This window comes from Burkholderia sp. BCC0322 (assembly GCF_902833045.1).
Classification (GTDB): Bacteria; Pseudomonadota; Gammaproteobacteria; order Burkholderiales; family Burkholderiaceae; genus Burkholderia.
The window spans coordinates 609,714-628,896 of the sequence record NZ_CADFDU010000002.1 but is presented as its reverse complement, the minus strand read 5'-3'; the positions used below and the strand labels follow the sequence as shown (position 1 = coordinate 628,896).

Genomic DNA, 19,183 nt, shown 5'->3' with positions numbered 1-19,183 from the left:
GGGTCAGGCTTTGGCGAGCGCGGCGAAGCGGTCGAAATAGTCGGGGAACGTCTTGCCGACGCACTTCGGATCGTTGATCCGCACGGGCACGCCGCCCAGGCTGACGAGCGAGAAGCACATCGCCATCCGGTGATCGTCGTACGTGTCGATCGCCGCGTTCGGCGTGAGCTTTTCCGGCGGCGTGACGACGAGGTAGTCAGGGCCTTCCTCGACGATCGCGCCGACCTTGCGCAACTCGGTCGCCATCGCGGCGATGCGGTCCGTTTCCTTCACGCGCCAGCTCGCGATGTTGCGCAGCGTGCTCGTGCCGCTCGCGAACAGCGCCGCGACCGCAATGGTCATCGCCGCATCGGGGATCAGGTTGAAGTCCATGTCGATCGGCTCGAGCTTGCCGTGGTCGTGGCCGATACCGCGCACGTCGATCCAGTCGTCGCCCATCGTCACGTTCGCGCCCATCTGCATCAGCGCATTCGCGAAACCGACGTCACCCTGGATGCTCGCCCGCCCCACGCCTTCGACGCGCAGCGGGCCGCCGCCAAGTGCGCCGGCCGCGAGGAAGTACGATGCGGACGACGCATCGCCCTCGACCATGATCCGCCCCGGCGACCGGTAGCGGACGCCGGCCGGCACGACGAAGCGCTGCCAGCCGTCGCGCTCGACGGTCACGCCGAAGCGCTCCATCAGCCGGATCGTGATGTCGATGTACGGCTTCGAGATCAGCTCGCCGTCGACCTCGACGACGATCTTGCCGTCCTTCGCCTTCACGAGCGGCAGCGTCATCAGCAGCGCCGTGAGGAACTGGCTCGACACGTCGCCGCGCACGCGGATCGGCGCGTCGACGGAAATGTTCGCGGGCTTGATCCGCAGCGGCGGGTAGCCTTTGTTCAGCTCGTAGTCGATCTGCGCGCCGATCTGCCGCAGGCCGTCGACGAGATCGCCGATCGGCCGCTCGTGCATGCGCGGCACGCCGTGCACGCGATAGTCGCCGCCGTTCACCGCGAGCGCGGCAGTCAGCGGCCGCACGGCCGTGCCCGCGTTGCCGAGGAACAGGTCGGCCGTCTTCGCGGTGAATGCGCCGCGCGTGCCCGTGACGACACAGGTGTCGCCATCGCGCGCGAGCTTCACCCCGAGCTTGCCGAGCGCGTCGAGCATTACGCGCGTGTCGTCGGAGTCGAGCAGGTTGGTGATCGTCGTTTCGCCTTCGGCAAGCGCCGCGAGCAGCAGCACGCGGTTCGAAATGCTCTTCGAGCCGGGCAGGCGCACGGTGCCCGATGCGCTGGAGTACGGGCCGAGATCGAGATAGTCCATGGGAATCGTCCTGTTATTTCTTGACCGGTTCGGCAGCGGGCGCACCACCGCGCTCCTGCCATGCCTTGCGCGCCGCGCGCGAGCGCGTGAACACCACTTCGAGGGCCGCGCCGTCGCCGACGTCGATCGCCGCGCGCAGCCGCGCGAGCACGCGCGTATAGCCATCGAGTTCGTCGAGCAGCGCCGCGCGGTTCGCGACGCACACGTCGCGCCACATCTCCGGGCTCGACGCCGCGATGCGCGTGAAATCGCGGAAGCCGCCCGCCGCGTACGAGAATTTCAGTTCCGCGTCGGCCTCGCCGAGGATCTGTTCGACGAGCGCGAACGACAACACGTGCGGCAGATGGCTGATCGACGCAAACACGCGATCGTGCTGCTCCGTGCTCATCGTACGCACGTCGGCGCCGGTTGCGCGCCACATTGCGTCGATCCGCGCGACCGATTCGGTTGCGTTCTCCGACAGCGGGCACAGCACGACGTTGCGGCCGACGTACAGATCCGGCAACGCGGCCTCGACGCCGCTCGACTCGCGACCAGCGATCGGATGCCCCGGCACGAACTGCGCGATCCGCGCACCGAGCGCTTCGCGCGCGGCCGCGACGACATCGGACTTGGTGCTGCCCGCATCGGTGACGATCGTCGCCACTTCAAGCCACGGCGCGATGCGTGCGAGCAACGGCCCCGTCTGCGCGACGGGCGCCGCCAGCAGCACGAGATCGGCGCCTGCGAGCGCGTCACGCAATTGCACGTCGTCGTCGAGCGCCGCCGCTCGGTCGATCACGCCGAGCGCAAGCGCACGCTCGACCGAAGTACGTGAACGACCCACGCCGACAACCTCGCCCGCGCCGCCTGGCGCGCGCTCGCGCAGTGCGCGGGCCAGCGATCCGCCGATCAGGCCGACGCCGAAGATGACCAGTTTGTTGAATGCAAAGCCTGACACGACAAGAGCCAAGTTACGCGCGCGGGACGACGCCCGCCACGCGGAATTCCAGATTCCGGGCAACGGGCCCGCATCCGGCACAACCTGCGCCGGATGCTGCCCGAACCCGCCTTCGGCAGCGCCGACCGGCCTGCCCTGCCCGCCTGGCCCCAACGCCTGCGCGAACAGGCGACGGGCCGCCGCGCATCAGCGTGCGCGCGGATACGAACCGAGTATCTTCAGGAACGCGGCCTTCTGGCCGAGTTCCGCGAGCGCGGCCGCGACTGCCGCATCGTCCCGATGCCCTTCGATGTCGATGTAGAAGTAGTACTCCCATGTGCCGACGCGCGCCGGGCGCGACTCGAAGCGCGTCATCGACACGCCGTGCCGTGCGAGCGGCTCGAGCAGCTTGAATACGGCGCCCGGCTCGTTCTTCACCGACACGATCAGCGACGTCTGGTCGTGACCGCTTTGCCCCGCCGGCTGCTTGCCGATGATCACGAAGCGCGTGCGGTTGTGCGGATCGTCCTGGATCAGCGAAAACGCGATCTGCAAGCCGTAGTGCGCGGCCGCGCGGTCGCCCGCGATCGCCGCGACGGTCGGATCGGCCGCCGCGAGACGCGCGGCCTCCGCGTTGCTCGCTACCGCCTGCCGCTCGAGCTGCGGTGCATTCGCTGCGAGCCACTGCTGGCATTGCGCGAGCGCCTGCGCATGCGCACAGACGCGTTTCACGCCGTCGAGCGTGCCGCTCTGCGTCAGCAGGTTGTGATGGATCGGGAGCGCGAGCTCGCCGCTGATCAGCAGTTGTGTCTGCAGCAGCAGGTCGAGCGTTCGCGACACGGCGCCTTCGGTCGAGTTCTCGACCGGCGCAATGCCGAATGCGGACGCACCGGCCTCGACCGAGCGGAACACCTCGTCGATCGACGGGCACGGCAGCCCTTCGATCGACTGGCCAAAGTACTCGAGCATCGCCTGCTCGCTGTACGTGCCGACCGGCCCGAGGAACGCGACGTGGATCGTCTGCTCGAGTGCACGGCTGGCGGCCATGATCTCGCGCCAGATGGCGCTGATGTGCTCGCTCGCGAGCGGCCCCGCGCTCATGTCCTGCAGCCGCGCGATCACCTGCAGCTCGCGCTCCGGCCGAAACACCGGCGCGTTGAAATGCTTCTTGACCTCGCCCACCTCCAGCGCCACCGCGGCGCGCTGGTTCAGGAGCGCGATCAGCTGCGCGTCGATCGCATCGATGCGATCACGCAGCGGTTTCAGGCGGGAATTCAGTTCGTCGTCCATGCGTTTTGCCGTGCTGTTTGAACAGCGCCGCCGTCAGGCGCCGCGCTGCTCGAAGTCCTTCATGTACTCGACGAGCGCTTTCACGCCCTCGAGCGGCACCGCGTTGTAGATCGACGCCCGCATGCCACCGACGGACTTGTGGCCCTTCAGCTGCAGCAGCCCGCGCGCCTTTGCGCCGGCAAGGAAGTCTTCGTTGCGCGTTTCGTCGGCCAGGAAAAACGGCACGTTCATCCGCGAACGCGCTGCCGGCTCGACCTTGTTCAGATAGAAACTGCTCGCATCGATCGTGTCGTAGAGCAGCTTCGCTTTTTCGATATTGCGGGCCTCGATCGCTTCGAGGCCACCCTGCCGCTTCAGCCACTGGAATACCAGGCCCGCGATGTAGATCGCATAGGTGGGCGGCGTGTTGTACAGCGAGTTGTTCGCGGCGATGGTCTTCCATTCGAACGCGGACGGGCAGATCGACAGCGCGCGGTCGAGCAGATCCTCGCGCACGATCACGAGCGTCACGCCGGCCATCCCGATGTTCTTCTGCGCGCCGCCGAACAGCACGCCGTACTTCGCGACGTCCATCGGACGCGACAGGATGTGCGACGAGACGTCCGCGACCAGCGGTACGTCACCGAGATCGGGAATCTCGAACGTCTCGACGCCGTCGATCGTCTCGTTGGTGCACAGATGCACGTACGCCGGATCGTCCGACAGCTGCCATTCCGCGCGCGCGGGCGCACGCGTGAAGCCGTCTTCGGTCTTGCCGGTCGCGGCGAGATGCGGCGTACCGTATTTCTTCGCTTCGCTGAACGACTTCTGCGACCACGAGCCCGTGACGACGAAGTCGGCCGTCTTGCGCGACCCGAGCAGGTTCATCGGCACGATCGCGTTTTCCGCGATACCGCCCCCCTGCAGGAACAGGATCCGGTGACTGGCCGGCACGCCGAGCAGGTCGCGCAGGTCGGTCAGCGCGGCCTCGTGGATCGACATGAATTCCTTGCCGCGATGGCTCATCTCCATCACGCTCATGCCGCTGCCGTGCCAGTCGAGCATCTCGTCGGCAGCTTGCCGCAGCACTTCCTCGGGCATCGCCGCAGGGCCGGCGGAGAAATTAAAGACGCGCATCGTGAAAACCTCGGAGGGACGCGACCGGCTCGCCGCCGGCGGAACGCGCCAGAAAAGAAATGGCCGTTTGCGCTCGCGCGCAAACGGCCATTATCGCACTGTAGCCAGGCTCCCGCCAAACCCGGCCGAACGGCCGGGGGGCGTGCCTGGACGGCTTTACTTGCCCGGCTTGACTGCTGCGACTTCCTTGTCAGCCTGCGTGCGCGTTGCCTGGATAGCTTGCGGCATGTACTTCTGCATCAGGCCGTTGACCACGTCGCGACCGACCTGATCCTGAACCTGGATGAACTTGCGGCCCGTCGGGCTCTTGTAGAACGTCGTCAGATCCTTGATCTCCGACGTGCTGTAGTACTTCGCGTATGCGTCGTACTGAGCCGACATCGCGTCGTTCTGGAACTGTTGCGTACCGAACACCTTGCCTGCGCCGTCAACCAGCTTCGGCACCGCGTTCTTCTGCAGCGTCGGAACGGCAGCCTGCTTCTGCTTGTCGTTCAGCGTCTTGTTTTCCGACAGCGCGTCCGACAGGATCGCCGGCACGAGTTGCTTGGCCTGCATTTCGGCGCTGTTGCCGATTGCCGACACGAGCTTCGGCGCGTCGATCGCGTCGAGCAGATCCTTGATCGCTGCCTTCTTGTCGGCGTCGATCGGCGCAGCTGCCGCGGCGGGTGCCGGTGCGGAATTCGACAGCGCTTGCGCCATCGCGAACGTCGGCACCAGTGCAGCCAGCAGGACCAGTTGCTTGAATTGCTTTTGCATCATCACTCCCTTTTGGAAATATGAATGGTTGCTCGCCGGCCGCGGCGCTTCACGCCCGCGGCGGCCAGAGTCTCATCCGTTCTTCAGGCTTCGCCGTCCGACGCCTCGTCGGCCTCGCCATCGCCCTCTTCGGCCTCCGCGATCTGCTGCAGGCCAGAGAGCTTGGTACCCTCATCGAGACTGATGAGTGTAACACCTTGCGTGGCACGCCCCATCTCGCGAATCTCGGAGACGCGGGTGCGAATCAACACGCCGGCCGTCGTAATCAGCATGATCTGATCCTCGGCGTCGACGAGCGTCGCGGCCACGACCTTGCCGTTGCGCTCGGACGTCTGGATCGCGATCATACCCTTCGTACCCCGGCCGTGGCGCGTGTACTCGGTGATCGGCGTGCGCTTGCCGTAGCCGTTCTCGGTCGCGGTGAGCACGGTCTGCTCCTCGCTGCCCGCGACCAGCATCGCGATGACCTTCTGCCCGTCCTCGAGCTGCATGCCGCGCACGCCGCGCGCCTCGCGCCCCATCGGACGCACGTCGTTCTCGTCGAAGCGCACGGCCTTGCCGGCGTCGGAGAACAGCATCACGTCGTGCGCGCCGTCGGTGATCGACGCACCGATCAGGAAGTCGCCGTCGTCGAGACCGACCGCGATGATGCCCTTCTTCATCGGACGGCCGAATGCTTCGAGCGGCGTCTTCTTCACGGTGCCGAGCGACGTCGCCATGAAGATGAACTTGTCGGCCGAGAACTCCTTGACCGGCAGCACGACGTTGATCTTCTCGCCATCCTGCAGCGGGAACATGTTGACGATCGGGCGGCCGCGCGAGTTGCGCGAGCCCTGCGGCACTTCATAGACCTTGACCCAGTACACGCGGCCGCGGTTCGAGAAGCACAGGATGTAGTCGTGGGTGTTCGCGATGAACAGCGTCTCGATCCAGTCGTCCTCCTTCATCTGCGTCGCCTGCTTGCCGCGACCGCCGCGCTTTTGCGCGCGGTACTCGGACAGCGGCTGCGACTTCACGTAGCCCGCATGCGACATCGTGACGACCATGTCCTGCGGCGTGATCAGATCTTCGGTGTTCAGCTCGGTCGCGTTCAGTTCGATCTTCGAGCGGCGCGCGTCGCCGAACTCGGCCTTCACCGTGGTCAGCTCCTCGCCGATCATCGTCGTGATCCGCTCGGGGCGCGCGAGGATGTCCAGGAGGTCGGCGATCTGTGCCATCACTTCGCGATACTCGCCGATGATCTTGTCCTGCTCGAGGCCGGTCAGGCGCTGCAGACGCATCTGCAGGATTTCCTGGGCCTGCGTGTCGGACAGGCGGTAGAGGCCGTCGCTCTGCATGCCGAACGCCGGGTTCAGACCCTCCGGGCGGTACGCGGAGCGGCCGCCGGCCGCCGCGTTCTCGCTCTCGGCGCGCGTGAGCATCTCGCGCACGAGCGACGAATCCCACGGCTTCGCCATCAACTCCGCCTTCGCGATCGGCGGCGTCGGCGCAGCCTTGATGATCGCGATGAAGTCGTCGATGTTCGCAAGCGCGACCGCGAGACCTTCGAGCACGTGGCCGCGTTCGCGGGCCTTGCGCAGTTCGTAGATCGTGCGGCGCGTCAGCACTTCGCGCCGATGCGACAGGAAGCACTGCAGGATTTCCTTCAGGTTCAGCAGCTTCGGCTGGCCGTCGACGAGCGCGACCATGTTCATGCCGAACGTATCCTGGAGCTGCGTCGCCTTGTACAGGTTGTTCAGCACGACTTCCGGCACTTCGCCGCGCTTGAGTTCGATCACGACGCGCATTCCGCTCTTGTCGGACTCGTCGCGGATGTCGGAGATGCCTTCGAGCTTCTTCTCGTTGACAAGCTCGGCGATCCGCTCGAGCAGCGAACGCTTGTTCACCTGGTACGGCAGCTCGTCGACGATGATCGCCATCCGCTGGCCGCGGTCGATCTCCTCGAAGTGCGTGGCCGCACGCATCACGACGCGGCCGCGCCCGGTGCGGTAGCCGTCGCGCACGCCGGCGACGCCGTAGATGATGCCGGCCGTCGGGAAATCCGGCGCCGGGATGATCTCGATCAGCTCGTCGATCGTCGCCTCCGGGTTGCCCAGCAGGTGCTGGCACGCGTCGACGACTTCGTTCAGGTTATGCGGCGGGATGTTGGTCGCCATGCCGACCGCAATACCCGACGAGCCGTTGATCAGCAGATTCGGGATGCGCGACGGCAGGACCGACGGCTGCGTTTCATTGCCGTCGTAGTTCGGCTCGAAATCGACCGTTTCCTTGTCGATGTCGGCGAGCAGCTCGTGACCGATCTTCGCCATGCGAATTTCGGTGTAACGCATCGCCGCGGCATTGTCGCCGTCGATCGAGCCGAAGTTGCCCTGCCCGTCGATCAGCATGTAGCGCAGCGAGAAGTCCTGCGCCATCCGCACGATCGTGTCGTAGACCGCGGTATCGCCGTGAGGGTGGTACTTACCGATCACGTCACCGACGATACGCGCCGACTTCTTGTACGCGCGGTTCCAGTCGTTGTTCAGTTCGTGCATCGCGAACAACACGCGCCGATGCACGGGCTTCAGGCCATCGCGGACATCCGGGAGGGCACGTCCGACGATCACGCTCATCGCGTAATCGAGATACGAACGGCGCATTTCCTCCTCTAGGGAGGTGGGCAGGGTCTCTTTGGCGAATTGATCCATGTATCCGTATCGTTTCGGAGCGAAGACGGCGAACGCCTTTCGCGTGGGCGCTGCATGCGCAACGCAACGCGAGATTCTAACATGCGCCCATCAGCCGCCAATTCGCCTCCCCCACTATATGTAAACAGCGAAAATCGCAGCCGCGGCGAACGTGCCGGAAATTACCCACCGCAATTGCACCCGACTCGGCGCCACCGGCGATCGCATCGCACTTGTTTCTCGCGCACGAGTAAACAAATACATTCATCGGCGCAATTTCGCCATCACACTCTTGACAATCTCTGAAAGTTGCGGCAGGCCGGTGTTGCGCTTGCACCACAAACGCTGAGGCGATCTTAGGGTGGGGAGGATTTTTTTTCGTAGGAAGGGAACGATATGGCAAAATGCCAACGCACTGAAAGTTAGACGCTGCTCGAAGTCTACACAGAGCGGTGCCGCGTTTTTGTGCCGCACCAATGTTATACTTCGAGCAATGTATGACTTGTCACCGTCAACAGGCTCGCAGTAAACCTGCGGTAATCTCAATTTCGAGAGGAGAAATATGAATAAACTTTCAAAGCTCGCGTTCATTGCAGCTACCGCAGTTATGGCTGCATCCGCTTCGGCACAGTCGGTGCCGGCGTCGCGTCAAGCCGTCAATGACAACTGGGTGAACGGCACGGGCGAATGGGTGTGGATGAACGGTACGAACGAGCTCTGCTGGCGCGATGCGTTCTGGACGCCGGCCACCGCCAATGCGAAGTGCGATGGCGCACTGGTCGCTACAGCACCGCAACCGCCGGTCGCTCCGGTCGCTCCGGTCATCTCGAGCCAGAAGATCACGTATCAAGCTGACGCTCTGTTCGACTTCGACAAGGCAACGCTCAAGCCGCTGGGCAAGCAAAAGCTGGACGAACTGGCTGCGAAGATCGAAGGCATGAACACGGAAGTGGTCGTCGCAACGGGCTACACGGACCGCATCGGTTCGGACAAGTACAACGACCGTCTGTCGCTGCGCCGTGCGCAAGCCGTGAAGTCGTACCTGGTCAGCAAGGGTGTGCCGGCCAACAAGATCTACACGGAAGGCAAGGGCAAGCGCAACCCGGTTACGACTGGCTGCAACCAGAAGAACCGCAAGCAACTCATCGCCTGCCTCGCACCGGATCGCCGCGTGGAAGTCGAAGTGGTTGGTACGCAAGAAGTCCAGAAGACGACCGTTCCGGCAAACTAAGCCGCGGTTTTCGACTGCTTCAAAGCCCCGCTCCGGCGGGGCTTTTTCTTTGATGCCCGTCCAGGCGCTCGCCGCTTCGCCGCTCGTCCGCTTCTTATATACTCGGGGCTGACGAACCGCAGCACCGCCCTCCTCCCGTAGCCCGTTTGCCGCCATGACCAACGCCGATCCGCACGAACTCCAGAAATTCAGCGACCTCGCCCATCGGTGGTGGGATCCGAATGCCGAATTCAAGCCGCTGCACGACCTGAACCCGGTCCGGCTCGGCTGGATCGATGCGCATGCGCACCTCGCCGGCAAGCGCGCGCTCGACGTCGGCTGTGGCGGCGGCATCCTGTCCGAATCGATGGCCGGAATCGGCGCACAGGTGAAAGGCATCGACCTGTCGACCGAAGCACTCGGCGTCGCCGACCTGCACCTCGAAAGCGGCATCTCGGTCGATTACGAGGCGATCGCCGCCGAGGCGCTCGCCGCGCGCGAACCGGGCACCTACGATGTCGTCACGTGCATGGAAATGCTCGAGCACGTGCCGTCGCCCGGCGATGTCGTCGCCGCGTGTGCGACGCTCGTGAAGCCGGGCGGCTGGGTGTTCTTCTCGACGCTGAATCGCAACCTGAAGGCTTACCTGTTCGCCGTGATCGGCGCGGAGTACATCGCGCAAATGCTGCCGAAGGGCACGCACGACTACGCGCGCTTCATCCGCCCGTCGGAACTGGCCGGCTTCGTGCGGGCAACGGATCTGCACATCGTGGAGATCAAGGGCATCACGTATCACCCGATCGGCAAGCGCTTCGCGCTGTCGAACGACACCGACATCAACTACCTCGTCGCGTGCCGTCGTGGCGCGTAACCTTCCAACCGGCATGACGACTCCCCTCTCGACCGCTCGGGCTGCAATCGACGAACCGCGCCTGCTGCACTGCGATGCCGTGCTGTTCGATCTGGACGGCACCCTCGCCGACACGGCCCCCGATCTCGCGGCTGCCGTCAACAAGATGCAACGCGTGCGCGACCTGCCCGAAACACCGCTCGAGGTGCTGCGGCCGCTGGCCTCGGCCGGTGCGCGCGGCCTGCTCGGCGGCGCGTTCGGTATCGATCCGCACACACCCGGCTATGAAGCGATGCGCGACGAGTTCCTGGCCAACTACGCGACAGATCTGTGCGTGCATACGACGCTGTTCCCCGGCATTGGCGACGTGCTCGACGAACTCGACACGCGCGGCGTGCGCTGGGGCATCGTCACGAACAAGGCCATGCGGCTCACGGCGCCGCTCGTCGATCTGCTGGGCCTCGCACCGCGCGCCGCCTGCGTCGTCGGAGGCGACACAACGCCGCATCCGAAGCCGCACCCGGCCCCGCTGCTGCATGCGGCCGACCAGTTGACACTCGCGCCTGCGCGCATCGTCTACGTCGGCGACGATCTGCGCGACATTCAAGCCGGCAGCGCCGCCGGCATGGCGACGGTCGCGGCTGCGTACGGCTATTGCGGCGACGGCGCCGCGCCGGCCGACTGGCAAGCGCAGCATCTCGTCGACACAACGCAGCAACTACGCGAACTGCTGCGCGATGTTGGGCTATAATGATCGATCTTATCCGCGGGGGCGACCTGGTTTCGACAGGGGTTGTGAAGCGGCTAGGGCATGTCGAGGACCCGTCACCTCGTTAATCAATGGGAAAATCGTAACTGCAAACGACGATACGTTCGCACTGGCAGCCTAAGGGCCGCCGTCCTCTGCCTAGTTCACTGACGGGCTAGTGTCGCAAGACCGGTAGCAATACCGCCAGAGGTCATTTACGTCAGTTAAGCCCTGTCGGCGTCGCGACGCCAGGGTCGAAAACCTAGCGAATCGCCGTAGTGCAGCGTGTTCGTCCGCGTCGCTGCGGTTAAATCAAATGACTGAACTAAACATGTAGAACTAGTCGTGGAGCGCTTCTGGACGCGGGTTCGATTCCCGCCGCCTCCACCAAATTCCGCGCTCGCCGCACGAACCCCGCATGACGCAAGTCTGCGGGGTTTTTTGTGGCCGGCGAAACGCATGCGCCCCCTCCTTCCGAAAAAGCGCCCAGCCACGGATGGGTCGGGCGGAATGCCGCCGGGCTTCCGGCGACAGGAGGTGACGGATGTCCTGCCGCGCCCGCGCAATCGTCGATCGCGCCAGGCAGCGACAAGCCCGGGCGCTGCAGTGCCGGGCGCGACGCTTCGTCGCACCCGCCATTCACGCACACCGGGCGATACGCGATTTAGCTGCCGCGATACAGCGACTTCATTTCCTCAGCGGTGGCCGGACGCACGCCGATTGCACGCGAACCCGATGCCGATACGCCCTGCGCCTGTGCACCGTACCCGCTGGCGTCGGCGCCTTGCGCTTGCGCCAGCGCGCTGCGCTGTTGCTCTGCAACACGCGCCGTTGCAGCCTGGATCGCTTCCGGATAATGCGGATCTTCACCGCGAGCGGAGTTGTAACCTGCCTGCTGCAGTTGGACCAGTTCGGCACGAACCTGCGCACGGGTGATCGTCGAGCCCGACTGAGCAAACGACACGACCGGGGCAACGAGAGCGGCAGCAACGACAACAGCTTGGACGAGCGACTTCATGATGACCTACCTCCAGATTTGTCTGTGTTCGCGGTGAACACCTTGTTCATCGCTGACAACCCGAAGTTTATGTAGGCAGATGCTTAAGAATAAGGCAGGTTTCTGGAAGACATCCTTCCTGATTTACGGGTTAACCCTAAATCACCTGTCAGGTCGGCGATGTGCGCGTGCGGGCATCGCCCGGCGTCGAATCGCATGAAGATTCGACGAAAAGCAAAAGCCCCGCGAAGCGGCAACGCTTCGCGGGGCTCGGACAGAATCGGGATCGCACGGGATTCCAGCAGTAGCCGGTGAGCCAGGCCGATGTACGGGCAAGACAGGCGCAATGCACGCCAGTCGAACTGGTGCGGCACGACTATCGTGCGGACGCGCCCGCCAGCCGCGTTACTGAGTATCCATCGGACACTTCAGGTTGCAGCCGTTCGGATCGCCCAAGTCGCCCTTGCGGCGCAAGGCCGACTTCTTGCCGCTCTGGTATTTCTGCGACGGTGTTGACGCCGCGAACGGCATCTGCGGATGCTCGTTCAGGCGAAACTGTTCGCTCAGGATACCGCCAGGCACACCGGGAGAATTCTGCGCGAGCGCAAACGGCGAAACAGCGACCAGCAGCCCCGCGGTCAACGCTGCCGCGGCGAGGGGAACGGAAAATTTCATGACGGGATGACGCTTGAACGGCGTGCTTGTTGGAACGTTGATCAAGCGGCAAGCGTAGCGCAAATCCCTCGCTACTGCATCGCGGTGCGATCGCGCCCGCGTTACCGGGAATTGCCCGCCGGCGTGCTCGCGCCGTCGCCGCCGGCCAGCCCCGTCGCAATGCTCGTCAGCGTGCCGCACGCGGCCGGATCGTAGCCGTCGAGATGCGCGACGCGCTCGACGAAGCGTGCATCACGCATCAGCGCCAGTACGCCGGCAAGCGGCCGTGCATCGAGCCGCGCGCGTTCGCATGCGAAGTAATAATCTTCGTCGACGACCGGGATGAAATCGAGCCCGAAGTGGTGAGCGGCCGGTTCGACGCCGAAGCCGAGATCGGCCATCCCGCTCGCGACGAACGCCGCGATCGCTGAATGCGTGAGCTCGGCCGACGCGTAGCCGTCGATGCGCTCGGGATCGATGCCGATCGCGCGCAGCGCAAGATCCAGCAGCATGCGCGTGCCCGACCCCGGCTGGCGGTTGACGAAGCGGATGTCACTACGCGCGAGATCCGCGAGCCCGCGCACCTGCTTCGGGTTGCCGCGCGCAACGAACAGCCCCTGCTGGCGCCGTGTCAGGTGGATCAGCACATGGCGCGTATCGTCGAGCCACGGCCGGTAGATCTGTGCGCACTGCGCGCGAAACACGCCGCGCGGCAGATGGAAGCCGGCCAGGTCGCACTCGCCGCGGGCAAGCGCCTGCACGGCCTCGACGCTCTCGCGATACTTGATGTCGACGGCCGCCTGCGCATCGACGAGCGCGGATACGAGCGTCGCGACCGCGTAGCCGTGCGACGCGTGGATGCGCACGGCGCCGTCGCGCTGCGCGAGCCGCCGGTTCAGGTCGCTCGCCACTTCGGCCGCCAGCGTGCGCAGGTTCCCGTCGAGCCGGCTGCGCGCGAGGCGCTGCGCATCGACCACCGCCTGCCCGAGCGCCGACAGCGTCGAGCCCTTGCCGCGCGCGGTTTCGATCAGTTCCCCGCCGATGCACGCTTCCAGCGCGCGCAGCATGCCCCACGCGTGCCGGTAGGACAGCCCTTTCGCTTGCGCGGCCTGCGCAATGCTGCCCGTGTCGGCCACGAGTTCGAGCAACGGCGCGACATCCGACAGGCTGGCCGCACGGCCTTCCGTGTCGCGTACGGTCAGATACGCGTCGCATTCGATTCGAATCAATTATGCACTCCGATTTCCTATTGCGACCGCCAAATCTTCCGCTTATCGTTGGTTAAAATCAATCAGAACGAAGTCGCGATGCGCACTATATGAATCTCGAGCGCATATGAGACTTTGGAGGAGCACAACTGATGTCCCCGAATTCCCAAGCGCCCGACGCGCTCGTCGAGCGCCATGCACGCGCCGGCCGGTCACTCGTGGCGATCCTGCACGCGATCCAGGACGACGCGGGTTACGTGCCGCCAGGCTGCGTCGCGCCGCTCGCCCGCGCACTCAACCTGTCGCGTGCCGAAGTGCACGGCGTCCTGACTTACTACCATCACTTCCGCACCGCGCCGCCCGCGCGGGTGACGATCCAGATGTGCCGCGCCGAAGCGTGCCGCAGCATGGGCTGCGAAGCGCTGGCCGCGCATGCGGAAGCCCGCACGGGTTGCCGGTTCGACGCAGCGCACGGCCATGCCGCCGATGCGCATGCCCCTGGCGACGTCGCGCTCGAATCGGTCTATTGCCTCGGACTGTGTGCGCAGTCGCCGTCGCTGACGGTCAACGGCGTGCTGCATGCCAAGGTCACGCCGGAGAAATTCGACGCGCTGCTTGCCGACGCGGTCGCCCACACCCCGGAGGCCGCATGACGACCCGCATCTATGTCCCGCGCGATTCGTCCGCGCTGGCACTCGGCGCCGACGCGCTCGCCGCCGCCATTGCAACGGAAGCCGAACGCCGCGGCGTCGCCGTCGAACTGGTCCGCAACGGTTCGCGCGGGCTGCTGTGGCTCGAGCCGCTCGTCGAGGTCGGCACGGCCGCCGGCCGCGTCGGCTATGCAAACCTGTCGGCCGCCGACGTGCCGGGCCTGTTCGACGCAAACTGGCTCGAAGGCGGCACGCATCCGAGCGGCGTCGGGCTCGTCGACGCACTGCCCTATCTCGCGCGCCAGCAACGCCTCACGTTCGCACGCATCGGCCTGACCGACCCGCTGTCGATCGACGACTACCTGCAATACGAAGGCCTCGCCGGCCTGAAAAACGCGCTCGCGCTCGACGGCGACGCAGCGTGCGAAACACTGATCGAATCAGGGCTGCGCGGCCGCGGTGGTGCGGCGTTCCCGGCCGGTATCAAGTGGCGCACGGTCCGGCAAGCAAGCGCCACGCAGAAATACATCGTCTGCAATGCAGACGAAGGCGATTCGGGCACCTTCTCCGACCGCCTGATCATGGAATGCGATCCGTATTGCCTGATCGAAGGAATGATCATCGCGGGTATCGCGACCGGCGCGACGGTCGGCTACATCTACGTGCGCAGCGAATATCCGCACGCGATCGCCACGCTCGAAGCCGCGATCGTCCGCGCACGCGAAGCCGGCTGGCTCGGCGAGCACGTGCTCGGCTCCGCGCATGCGTTCGAGCTGCACGTCGCGAAAGGCGCGGGCTCGTACGTATGCGGCGAGGAAACGGCGCTGCTCGAATCGCTCGAAGGCAAGCGCGGCGTCGTGCGTGCGAAACCGCCGCTGCCCGCGCTCGCCGGCCTGTACGGCCAGCCGACCGTCATCAACAACGTGATCACGCTCGCAACGGCGCCCGTGATCTTCGCGCGCGGCGCGGCGTTCTATCGGGACTACGGGATGGGCCGCTCGCGCGGCACGCTGCCGTTCCAGCTCGCAGGCAACATCCGCTACGGCGGCCTCGTCGAGCTCGCGTTCGGCGTCACGCTGCGCGAGCTGCTGTTCGACTTCGGCGGCGGCACGGCCAGCGGCCGGCCCGCACGTGCCGCGCAGGTCGGCGGCCCGCTCGGCACCTACCTGCCCGACCGCCAGTGGGACGTGCCGCTCGACTATGAAGCGTATGCGGCGATCGGCGCGGTGGTCGGCCACGGCGGCATCGTGCTCCACGACGACACATCGAACCTCGCCGAGCTGGCCGAATACGCGATGAAGTTCTGCGCGATCGAATCGTGCGGCAAGTGCACGCCGTGCCGAATCGGTTCGACGCGCGGCGTCGAGACGATCGCGCGCATCCGCCACGGCGACACGTCGGAGCGGCAGGTCACGCTGCTGCGCGACCTGTGCGACACGATGCTGGCCGGTTCGCTGTGCGCAATGGGCGGCATGACACCTTACCCGGTGCTGTCCGCGCTCGACCATTTCCCCGAAGATTTCGGGCTCGCTGCCGGCAAAAATGCCGCGCCGGGTCCGGTCAAGGCTGCGGCCTGACCCAGAAGGAGCCCTGCATGTCCCTCGACACGAACAACGTCCGCCAAGGCGGCTGCGGCTCAGGCCAATGCGCGTGCAAGAGCGCCGCACAGGCGCGCGCCCGCGACCCGTTCGACGATACCGACTACGGCACGCCCCAGCGGCATGCCGATACCGACGTCACGCTCGAAATCGACGGCCAGCCGGTCACGGTGCCGGCCGGCACGTCGGTGATGCGTGCGGCGATCGAAGCCGGCGTCAACGTCCCGAAGCTCTGCGCGACCGATTCGCTCGAACCGTTCGGCTCGTGCCGGCTGTGCCTCGTCGAGATCGAAGGCCGGCGCGGTTATCCGGCGTCGTGCACGACACCTGCCGAAGCGGGCATGAAGGTGCGCACGCAGTCGGACCGGCTCCAGTCGCTGCGTCGCAACGTGATGGAGCTGTACATCTCCGACCATCCGCTTGACTGCCTCACCTGCCCCGCCAACGGTGACTGCGAGCTACAGGACATGGCAGGTGTCGTCGGGCTGCGCGAAGTGCGTTACGGCTTCGACGGCGCGAATCACCTGCGCGACAAAAAGGACGAATCGAATCCGTACTTCACGTACGACCCGTCGAAGTGCATCGTCTGCAACCGCTGTGTACGCGCCTGCGAGGAAACGCAGGGCACGTTCGCGCTGACGATCGCCGCACGCGGCTTCGAATCGCGCGTCGCCGCGAGCGAAAGCGAATCGTTCATGGCGTCGGAATGCGTGTCGTGCGGTGCGTGCGTCGCCGCCTGCCCGACCGCCACGCTGCAGGAAAAATCCGTCGTGCAGCTCGGGCAGGCCGAACACTCGGTCGTCACGACCTGCGCATACTGCGGCGTCGGCTGCTCGTTCAAGGCCGAGATGAAGGGCACGCAGGTCGTGCGCATGACGCCACACAAGAACGGCCTCGCGAACGAGGGCCACGCGTGTGTGAAGGGACGCTTCGCGTGGGGCTATGCCACGCACAAGGACCGCATCACGAAGCCGATGATCCGCGAGAAGATCACCGACCCGTGGCGCGAAGTCAGCTGGGACGAAGCCCTCACCTACGCGGCGACGCAATTCCGCAAGCTGCAGCAGAAGTACGGCCGCGACTCGATCGGTGGCATCACGTCGTCGCGCTGCACGAACGAGGAAACCTACCTCGTGCAAAAGCTGGTGCGCGCCGCGTTCGGCAACAACAACGTCGACACCTGCGCACGCGTGTGCCATTCGCCGACGGGCTATGGCCTCAAGACGACGCTCGGGGAGTCGGCCGGCACGCAGACGTTCGCATCGGTCGGCCAGGCCGACGTGATCGTCGTGATGGGCGCGAACCCGACCGACGGCCACCCGGTGTTCGGCTCGCGGCTGAAGCGGCGCGTGCGTGAAGGCGCAAAGCTGATCGTGATCGACCCGCGCCGCATCGACGTCGTCGACGGCCCGCATGTGAAGGCCGCCTACCACCTGCAGCTGCGCCCCGGCACCAACGTCGCGATCGTCAATGCGCTCGCGCACGTGATCGTCACCGAAGGGCTCGTCGCCGACGCGTTCGTCGCCGAGCGCTGCGAGACACGCGCATTCGAGCAATGGCGCGACTTCGTCTCGCGTGCCGACAACTCGCCCGAGGCGACCGCCGACGTGACGGGCGTGCCCGCCGAGTTGGTACGCGAAGCCGCGCGCCTCTATGCGACGGGCGGTAATGCCGCGATCTACTACGGGCTGGGCGTGACCGAGCACGCACAGGGCTCGACGACGGTGATGGGCATTGCCAACCTCGCGATGGCGACCGGCAACATCGGCCGCGAAGGCGTCGGCGTCAATCCGCTGCGCGGCCAGAACAACGTGCAGGGCTCGTGCGACATGGGCTCGTTCCCGCACGAGCTGCCCGGCTACCGGCACATCGGCGACGAGGTCGTGCGCACGCAGTTCGAAGCAGCGTGGTCGGCGAAGCTGCAACCGGAACCGGGGCTGCGCATCCCGAACATGTTCGATGCGGCGCTCGACGGCAGCTTCAAGGGGCTTTACTGCCAGGGCGAGGACATCGTCCAGTCGGACCCGAATACGCAGCACGTCGCGGCCGCGCTGTCGGCAATGGAATGCATCGTCGTGCAGGACATCTTCCTGAACGAGACCGCGAAATACGCGCACGTGCTGCTGCCCGGCTCGTCGTTCCTCGAAAAGGACGGCACGTTCACGAACGCGGAGCGCCGCATCTCGCGCGTGCGCAAGGTGATGCCGCCGCTCGCGGGCTACGCGGACTGGGAAGTCACGCTGATGCTGTCGCGCGCGCTCGGCTACGAAATGGACTATGCGCATCCGTCGGAAATCATGGACGAGATCGCACGGCTCACGCCGACCTTCTCGGGTGTGTCGTATGCGAAGCTCGACACGCTCGGCAGTATTCAGTGGCCATGCAACGAGCACGCGCCGGAAGGCACGCCGACGATGCATATCGACGCATTCGTGCGCGGCAAGGGCAAGTTCGTGATCACGCAGTTCATTGCGTCGCCGGAGAAGGTCACGCAACGCTACCCGCTGATCCTGACGACGGGCCGCATTCTGTCACAGTACAACGTCGGCGCGCAGACCCGCCGCACCGAGAACGTGCAGTGGCACGAAGAGGATCGCCTCGAGATTCATCCGCACGACGCCCAGGATCGCGGCATCCGCAGCGGCGACTGGGTGGGCATCGAATCGCGGGCGGGGCAGACGGTGCTGCGCGCGCTCGTGACCGAACGCATGCAGCCGGGTGTCGTGTACACGACGTTCCACTTCCCCGAATCGGGCGCGAACGTGATCACGACGGACAGCTCGGACTGGGCGACGAACTGCCCCGAGTACAAGGTGACGGCCGTGCAGGTGCTGCCCGTCGCGCAGCCGTCCGACTGGCAGCAAGCGTATGCACGCTTCAACGCCGAGCAACTCGACCTGCTCGAACGCCGCGCAGCCGCGACCGCCAGCGTGACGGCAGGCAAGTGAGGAAGCGATGGACATCGGACACCTGATCGACATGGCCAACCAGATCGGCGCATTCTTCGAATCGATGCCCGATCGCGACGAAGCGCTGGCCGGCATCGCCGACCATATCCGGCGCTTCTGGGAGCCGCGGATGCGCCGCGCGCTTCTCGCGGCGCTCGACGATCCGTCGTGCGAAGCCGCGCAGCGCGCGGCGCCGATCGTGCGCGACGCGATCGCCGTGCACCGCGCGTCACTCGTACCCGCCGCGGCGAGCGCCTGACCGCAC

At 65.7% G+C, this 19,183-nt stretch carries 16 protein-coding genes and 1 other RNA gene; 8 read left to right on the top strand and 9 right to left on the bottom strand.

Going from position 1 to position 19,183, the window contains the following annotated elements; all coding sequences use genetic code 11:
* Positions 1–3: 3 nt before the first annotated feature.
* The 6 genes from aroA to gyrA form a co-directional block, all read right to left on the bottom strand.
* Positions 4–1,308 carry a 3-phosphoshikimate 1-carboxyvinyltransferase gene (aroA, locus tag HWX39_RS08950; RefSeq protein WP_175967130.1) on the bottom strand — a complete coding sequence of 435 codons (1,305 nt, stop codon included), beginning with the start codon at positions 1,306–1,308 and terminating at the stop codon, positions 4–6.
* Positions 1,309–1,321: 13 nt separating this feature from the next.
* Positions 1,322–2,248: a prephenate dehydrogenase/arogenate dehydrogenase family protein gene (locus tag HWX39_RS08945; RefSeq protein WP_175967128.1), complete on the bottom strand. Its 927-nt coding sequence runs from the start codon at positions 2,246–2,248 to the stop codon at positions 1,322–1,324.
* A 186-nt stretch (positions 2,249–2,434) separates the two neighbouring features.
* Positions 2,435–3,517, bottom strand: a complete 1,083-nt coding sequence (gene pheA / locus HWX39_RS08940; protein ID WP_124669188.1) for a prephenate dehydratase — start codon at positions 3,515–3,517, stop codon at positions 2,435–2,437.
* A gap of 33 nt (positions 3,518–3,550) precedes the next feature.
* Entirely contained in the window at positions 3,551–4,633 is a 1,083-nt protein-coding gene (gene serC, locus HWX39_RS08935; protein WP_089460586.1) for a 3-phosphoserine/phosphohydroxythreonine transaminase, read from the bottom strand.
* 156 nt (positions 4,634–4,789) lie between these two features.
* Positions 4,790–5,389: a DUF2059 domain-containing protein gene (locus HWX39_RS08930; protein WP_021157463.1), complete on the bottom strand. Its 600-nt coding sequence runs from the start codon at positions 5,387–5,389 to the stop codon at positions 4,790–4,792.
* 83 nt (positions 5,390–5,472) lie between these two features.
* Positions 5,473–8,076 (bottom strand): DNA gyrase subunit A, encoded by a 2,604-nt coding sequence (gene gyrA / locus HWX39_RS08925; protein ID WP_175967126.1) that lies wholly within the window; start codon positions 8,074–8,076, stop codon positions 5,473–5,475.
* A 541-nt stretch (positions 8,077–8,617) separates the two neighbouring features.
* On the opposite strand from gyrA, the gene ompA reads away from it, so the two are divergent.
* From ompA to ssrA, 4 genes are all read left to right on the top strand, one after another.
* Entirely contained in the window at positions 8,618–9,286 is a 669-nt protein-coding gene (ompA, locus tag HWX39_RS08920) for an outer membrane protein OmpA (protein ID WP_175951661.1), read from the top strand.
* A gap of 154 nt (positions 9,287–9,440) precedes the next feature.
* Positions 9,441–10,136: a bifunctional 2-polyprenyl-6-hydroxyphenol methylase/3-demethylubiquinol 3-O-methyltransferase UbiG gene (gene ubiG / locus HWX39_RS08915; protein ID WP_175967124.1), complete on the top strand. Its 696-nt coding sequence runs from the start codon at positions 9,441–9,443 to the stop codon at positions 10,134–10,136.
* 13 nt (positions 10,137–10,149) lie between these two features.
* Positions 10,150–10,866, top strand: coding sequence for a phosphoglycolate phosphatase (gph, locus tag HWX39_RS08910; RefSeq protein WP_175967122.1), 717 nt, complete (start codon positions 10,150–10,152; stop codon positions 10,864–10,866).
* Between the two features lie 17 nt (positions 10,867–10,883).
* Positions 10,884–11,253: a transfer-messenger RNA gene (gene ssrA, locus HWX39_RS08905) on the top strand.
* 274 nt (positions 11,254–11,527) lie between these two features.
* Here ssrA and HWX39_RS08900 read toward each other — a convergent pair.
* The 3 genes from HWX39_RS08900 to HWX39_RS08890 all read right to left on the bottom strand — a co-directional run bounded on the left by HWX39_RS08900 (position 11,528) and on the right by HWX39_RS08890 (position 13,743).
* Positions 11,528–11,881 carry a DUF4148 domain-containing protein gene (locus HWX39_RS08900; RefSeq protein WP_175967111.1) on the bottom strand — a complete coding sequence of 118 codons (354 nt, stop codon included), beginning with the start codon at positions 11,879–11,881 and terminating at the stop codon, positions 11,528–11,530.
* A 384-nt stretch (positions 11,882–12,265) separates the two neighbouring features.
* Complete coding sequence (locus HWX39_RS08895) at positions 12,266–12,535, bottom strand: hypothetical protein (protein WP_175034549.1); 270 nt, start codon at positions 12,533–12,535, stop codon at positions 12,266–12,268.
* Positions 12,536–12,636: 101 nt separating this feature from the next.
* Positions 12,637–13,743, bottom strand: coding sequence for a substrate-binding domain-containing protein (locus tag HWX39_RS08890; protein WP_175967109.1), 1,107 nt, complete (start codon positions 13,741–13,743; stop codon positions 12,637–12,639).
* Between the two features lie 131 nt (positions 13,744–13,874).
* Here HWX39_RS08890 and HWX39_RS08885 point away from each other — a divergent pair, with 131 nt between their 5' ends.
* Genes HWX39_RS08885 through HWX39_RS08870 form a run of 4 tightly spaced genes read left to right on the top strand, consistent with a single transcriptional unit; the run spans position 13,875 to position 19,177 of the window.
* Complete coding sequence (locus tag HWX39_RS08885; RefSeq protein ID WP_175967107.1) at positions 13,875–14,375, top strand: NAD(P)H-dependent oxidoreductase subunit E; 501 nt, start codon at positions 13,875–13,877, stop codon at positions 14,373–14,375.
* On the top strand, positions 14,372–15,949 hold the full coding sequence (locus HWX39_RS08880; protein ID WP_175967105.1) for a formate dehydrogenase beta subunit: 1,578 nt from the start codon (positions 14,372–14,374) through the stop codon (positions 15,947–15,949). Before HWX39_RS08885 ends, HWX39_RS08880 begins: the two co-directional genes overlap by 4 nt.
* A 17-nt stretch (positions 15,950–15,966) precedes the next feature.
* Positions 15,967–18,918, top strand: a complete 2,952-nt coding sequence (gene fdhF / locus HWX39_RS08875; RefSeq protein ID WP_175967103.1) for a formate dehydrogenase subunit alpha — start codon at positions 15,967–15,969, stop codon at positions 18,916–18,918.
* Positions 18,919–18,925: 7 nt separating this feature from the next.
* Positions 18,926–19,177 carry a formate dehydrogenase subunit delta gene (locus HWX39_RS08870; RefSeq protein WP_175967101.1) on the top strand — a complete coding sequence of 84 codons (252 nt, stop codon included), beginning with the start codon at positions 18,926–18,928 and terminating at the stop codon, positions 19,175–19,177.
* Positions 19,178–19,183: the final 6 nt, after the last annotated feature.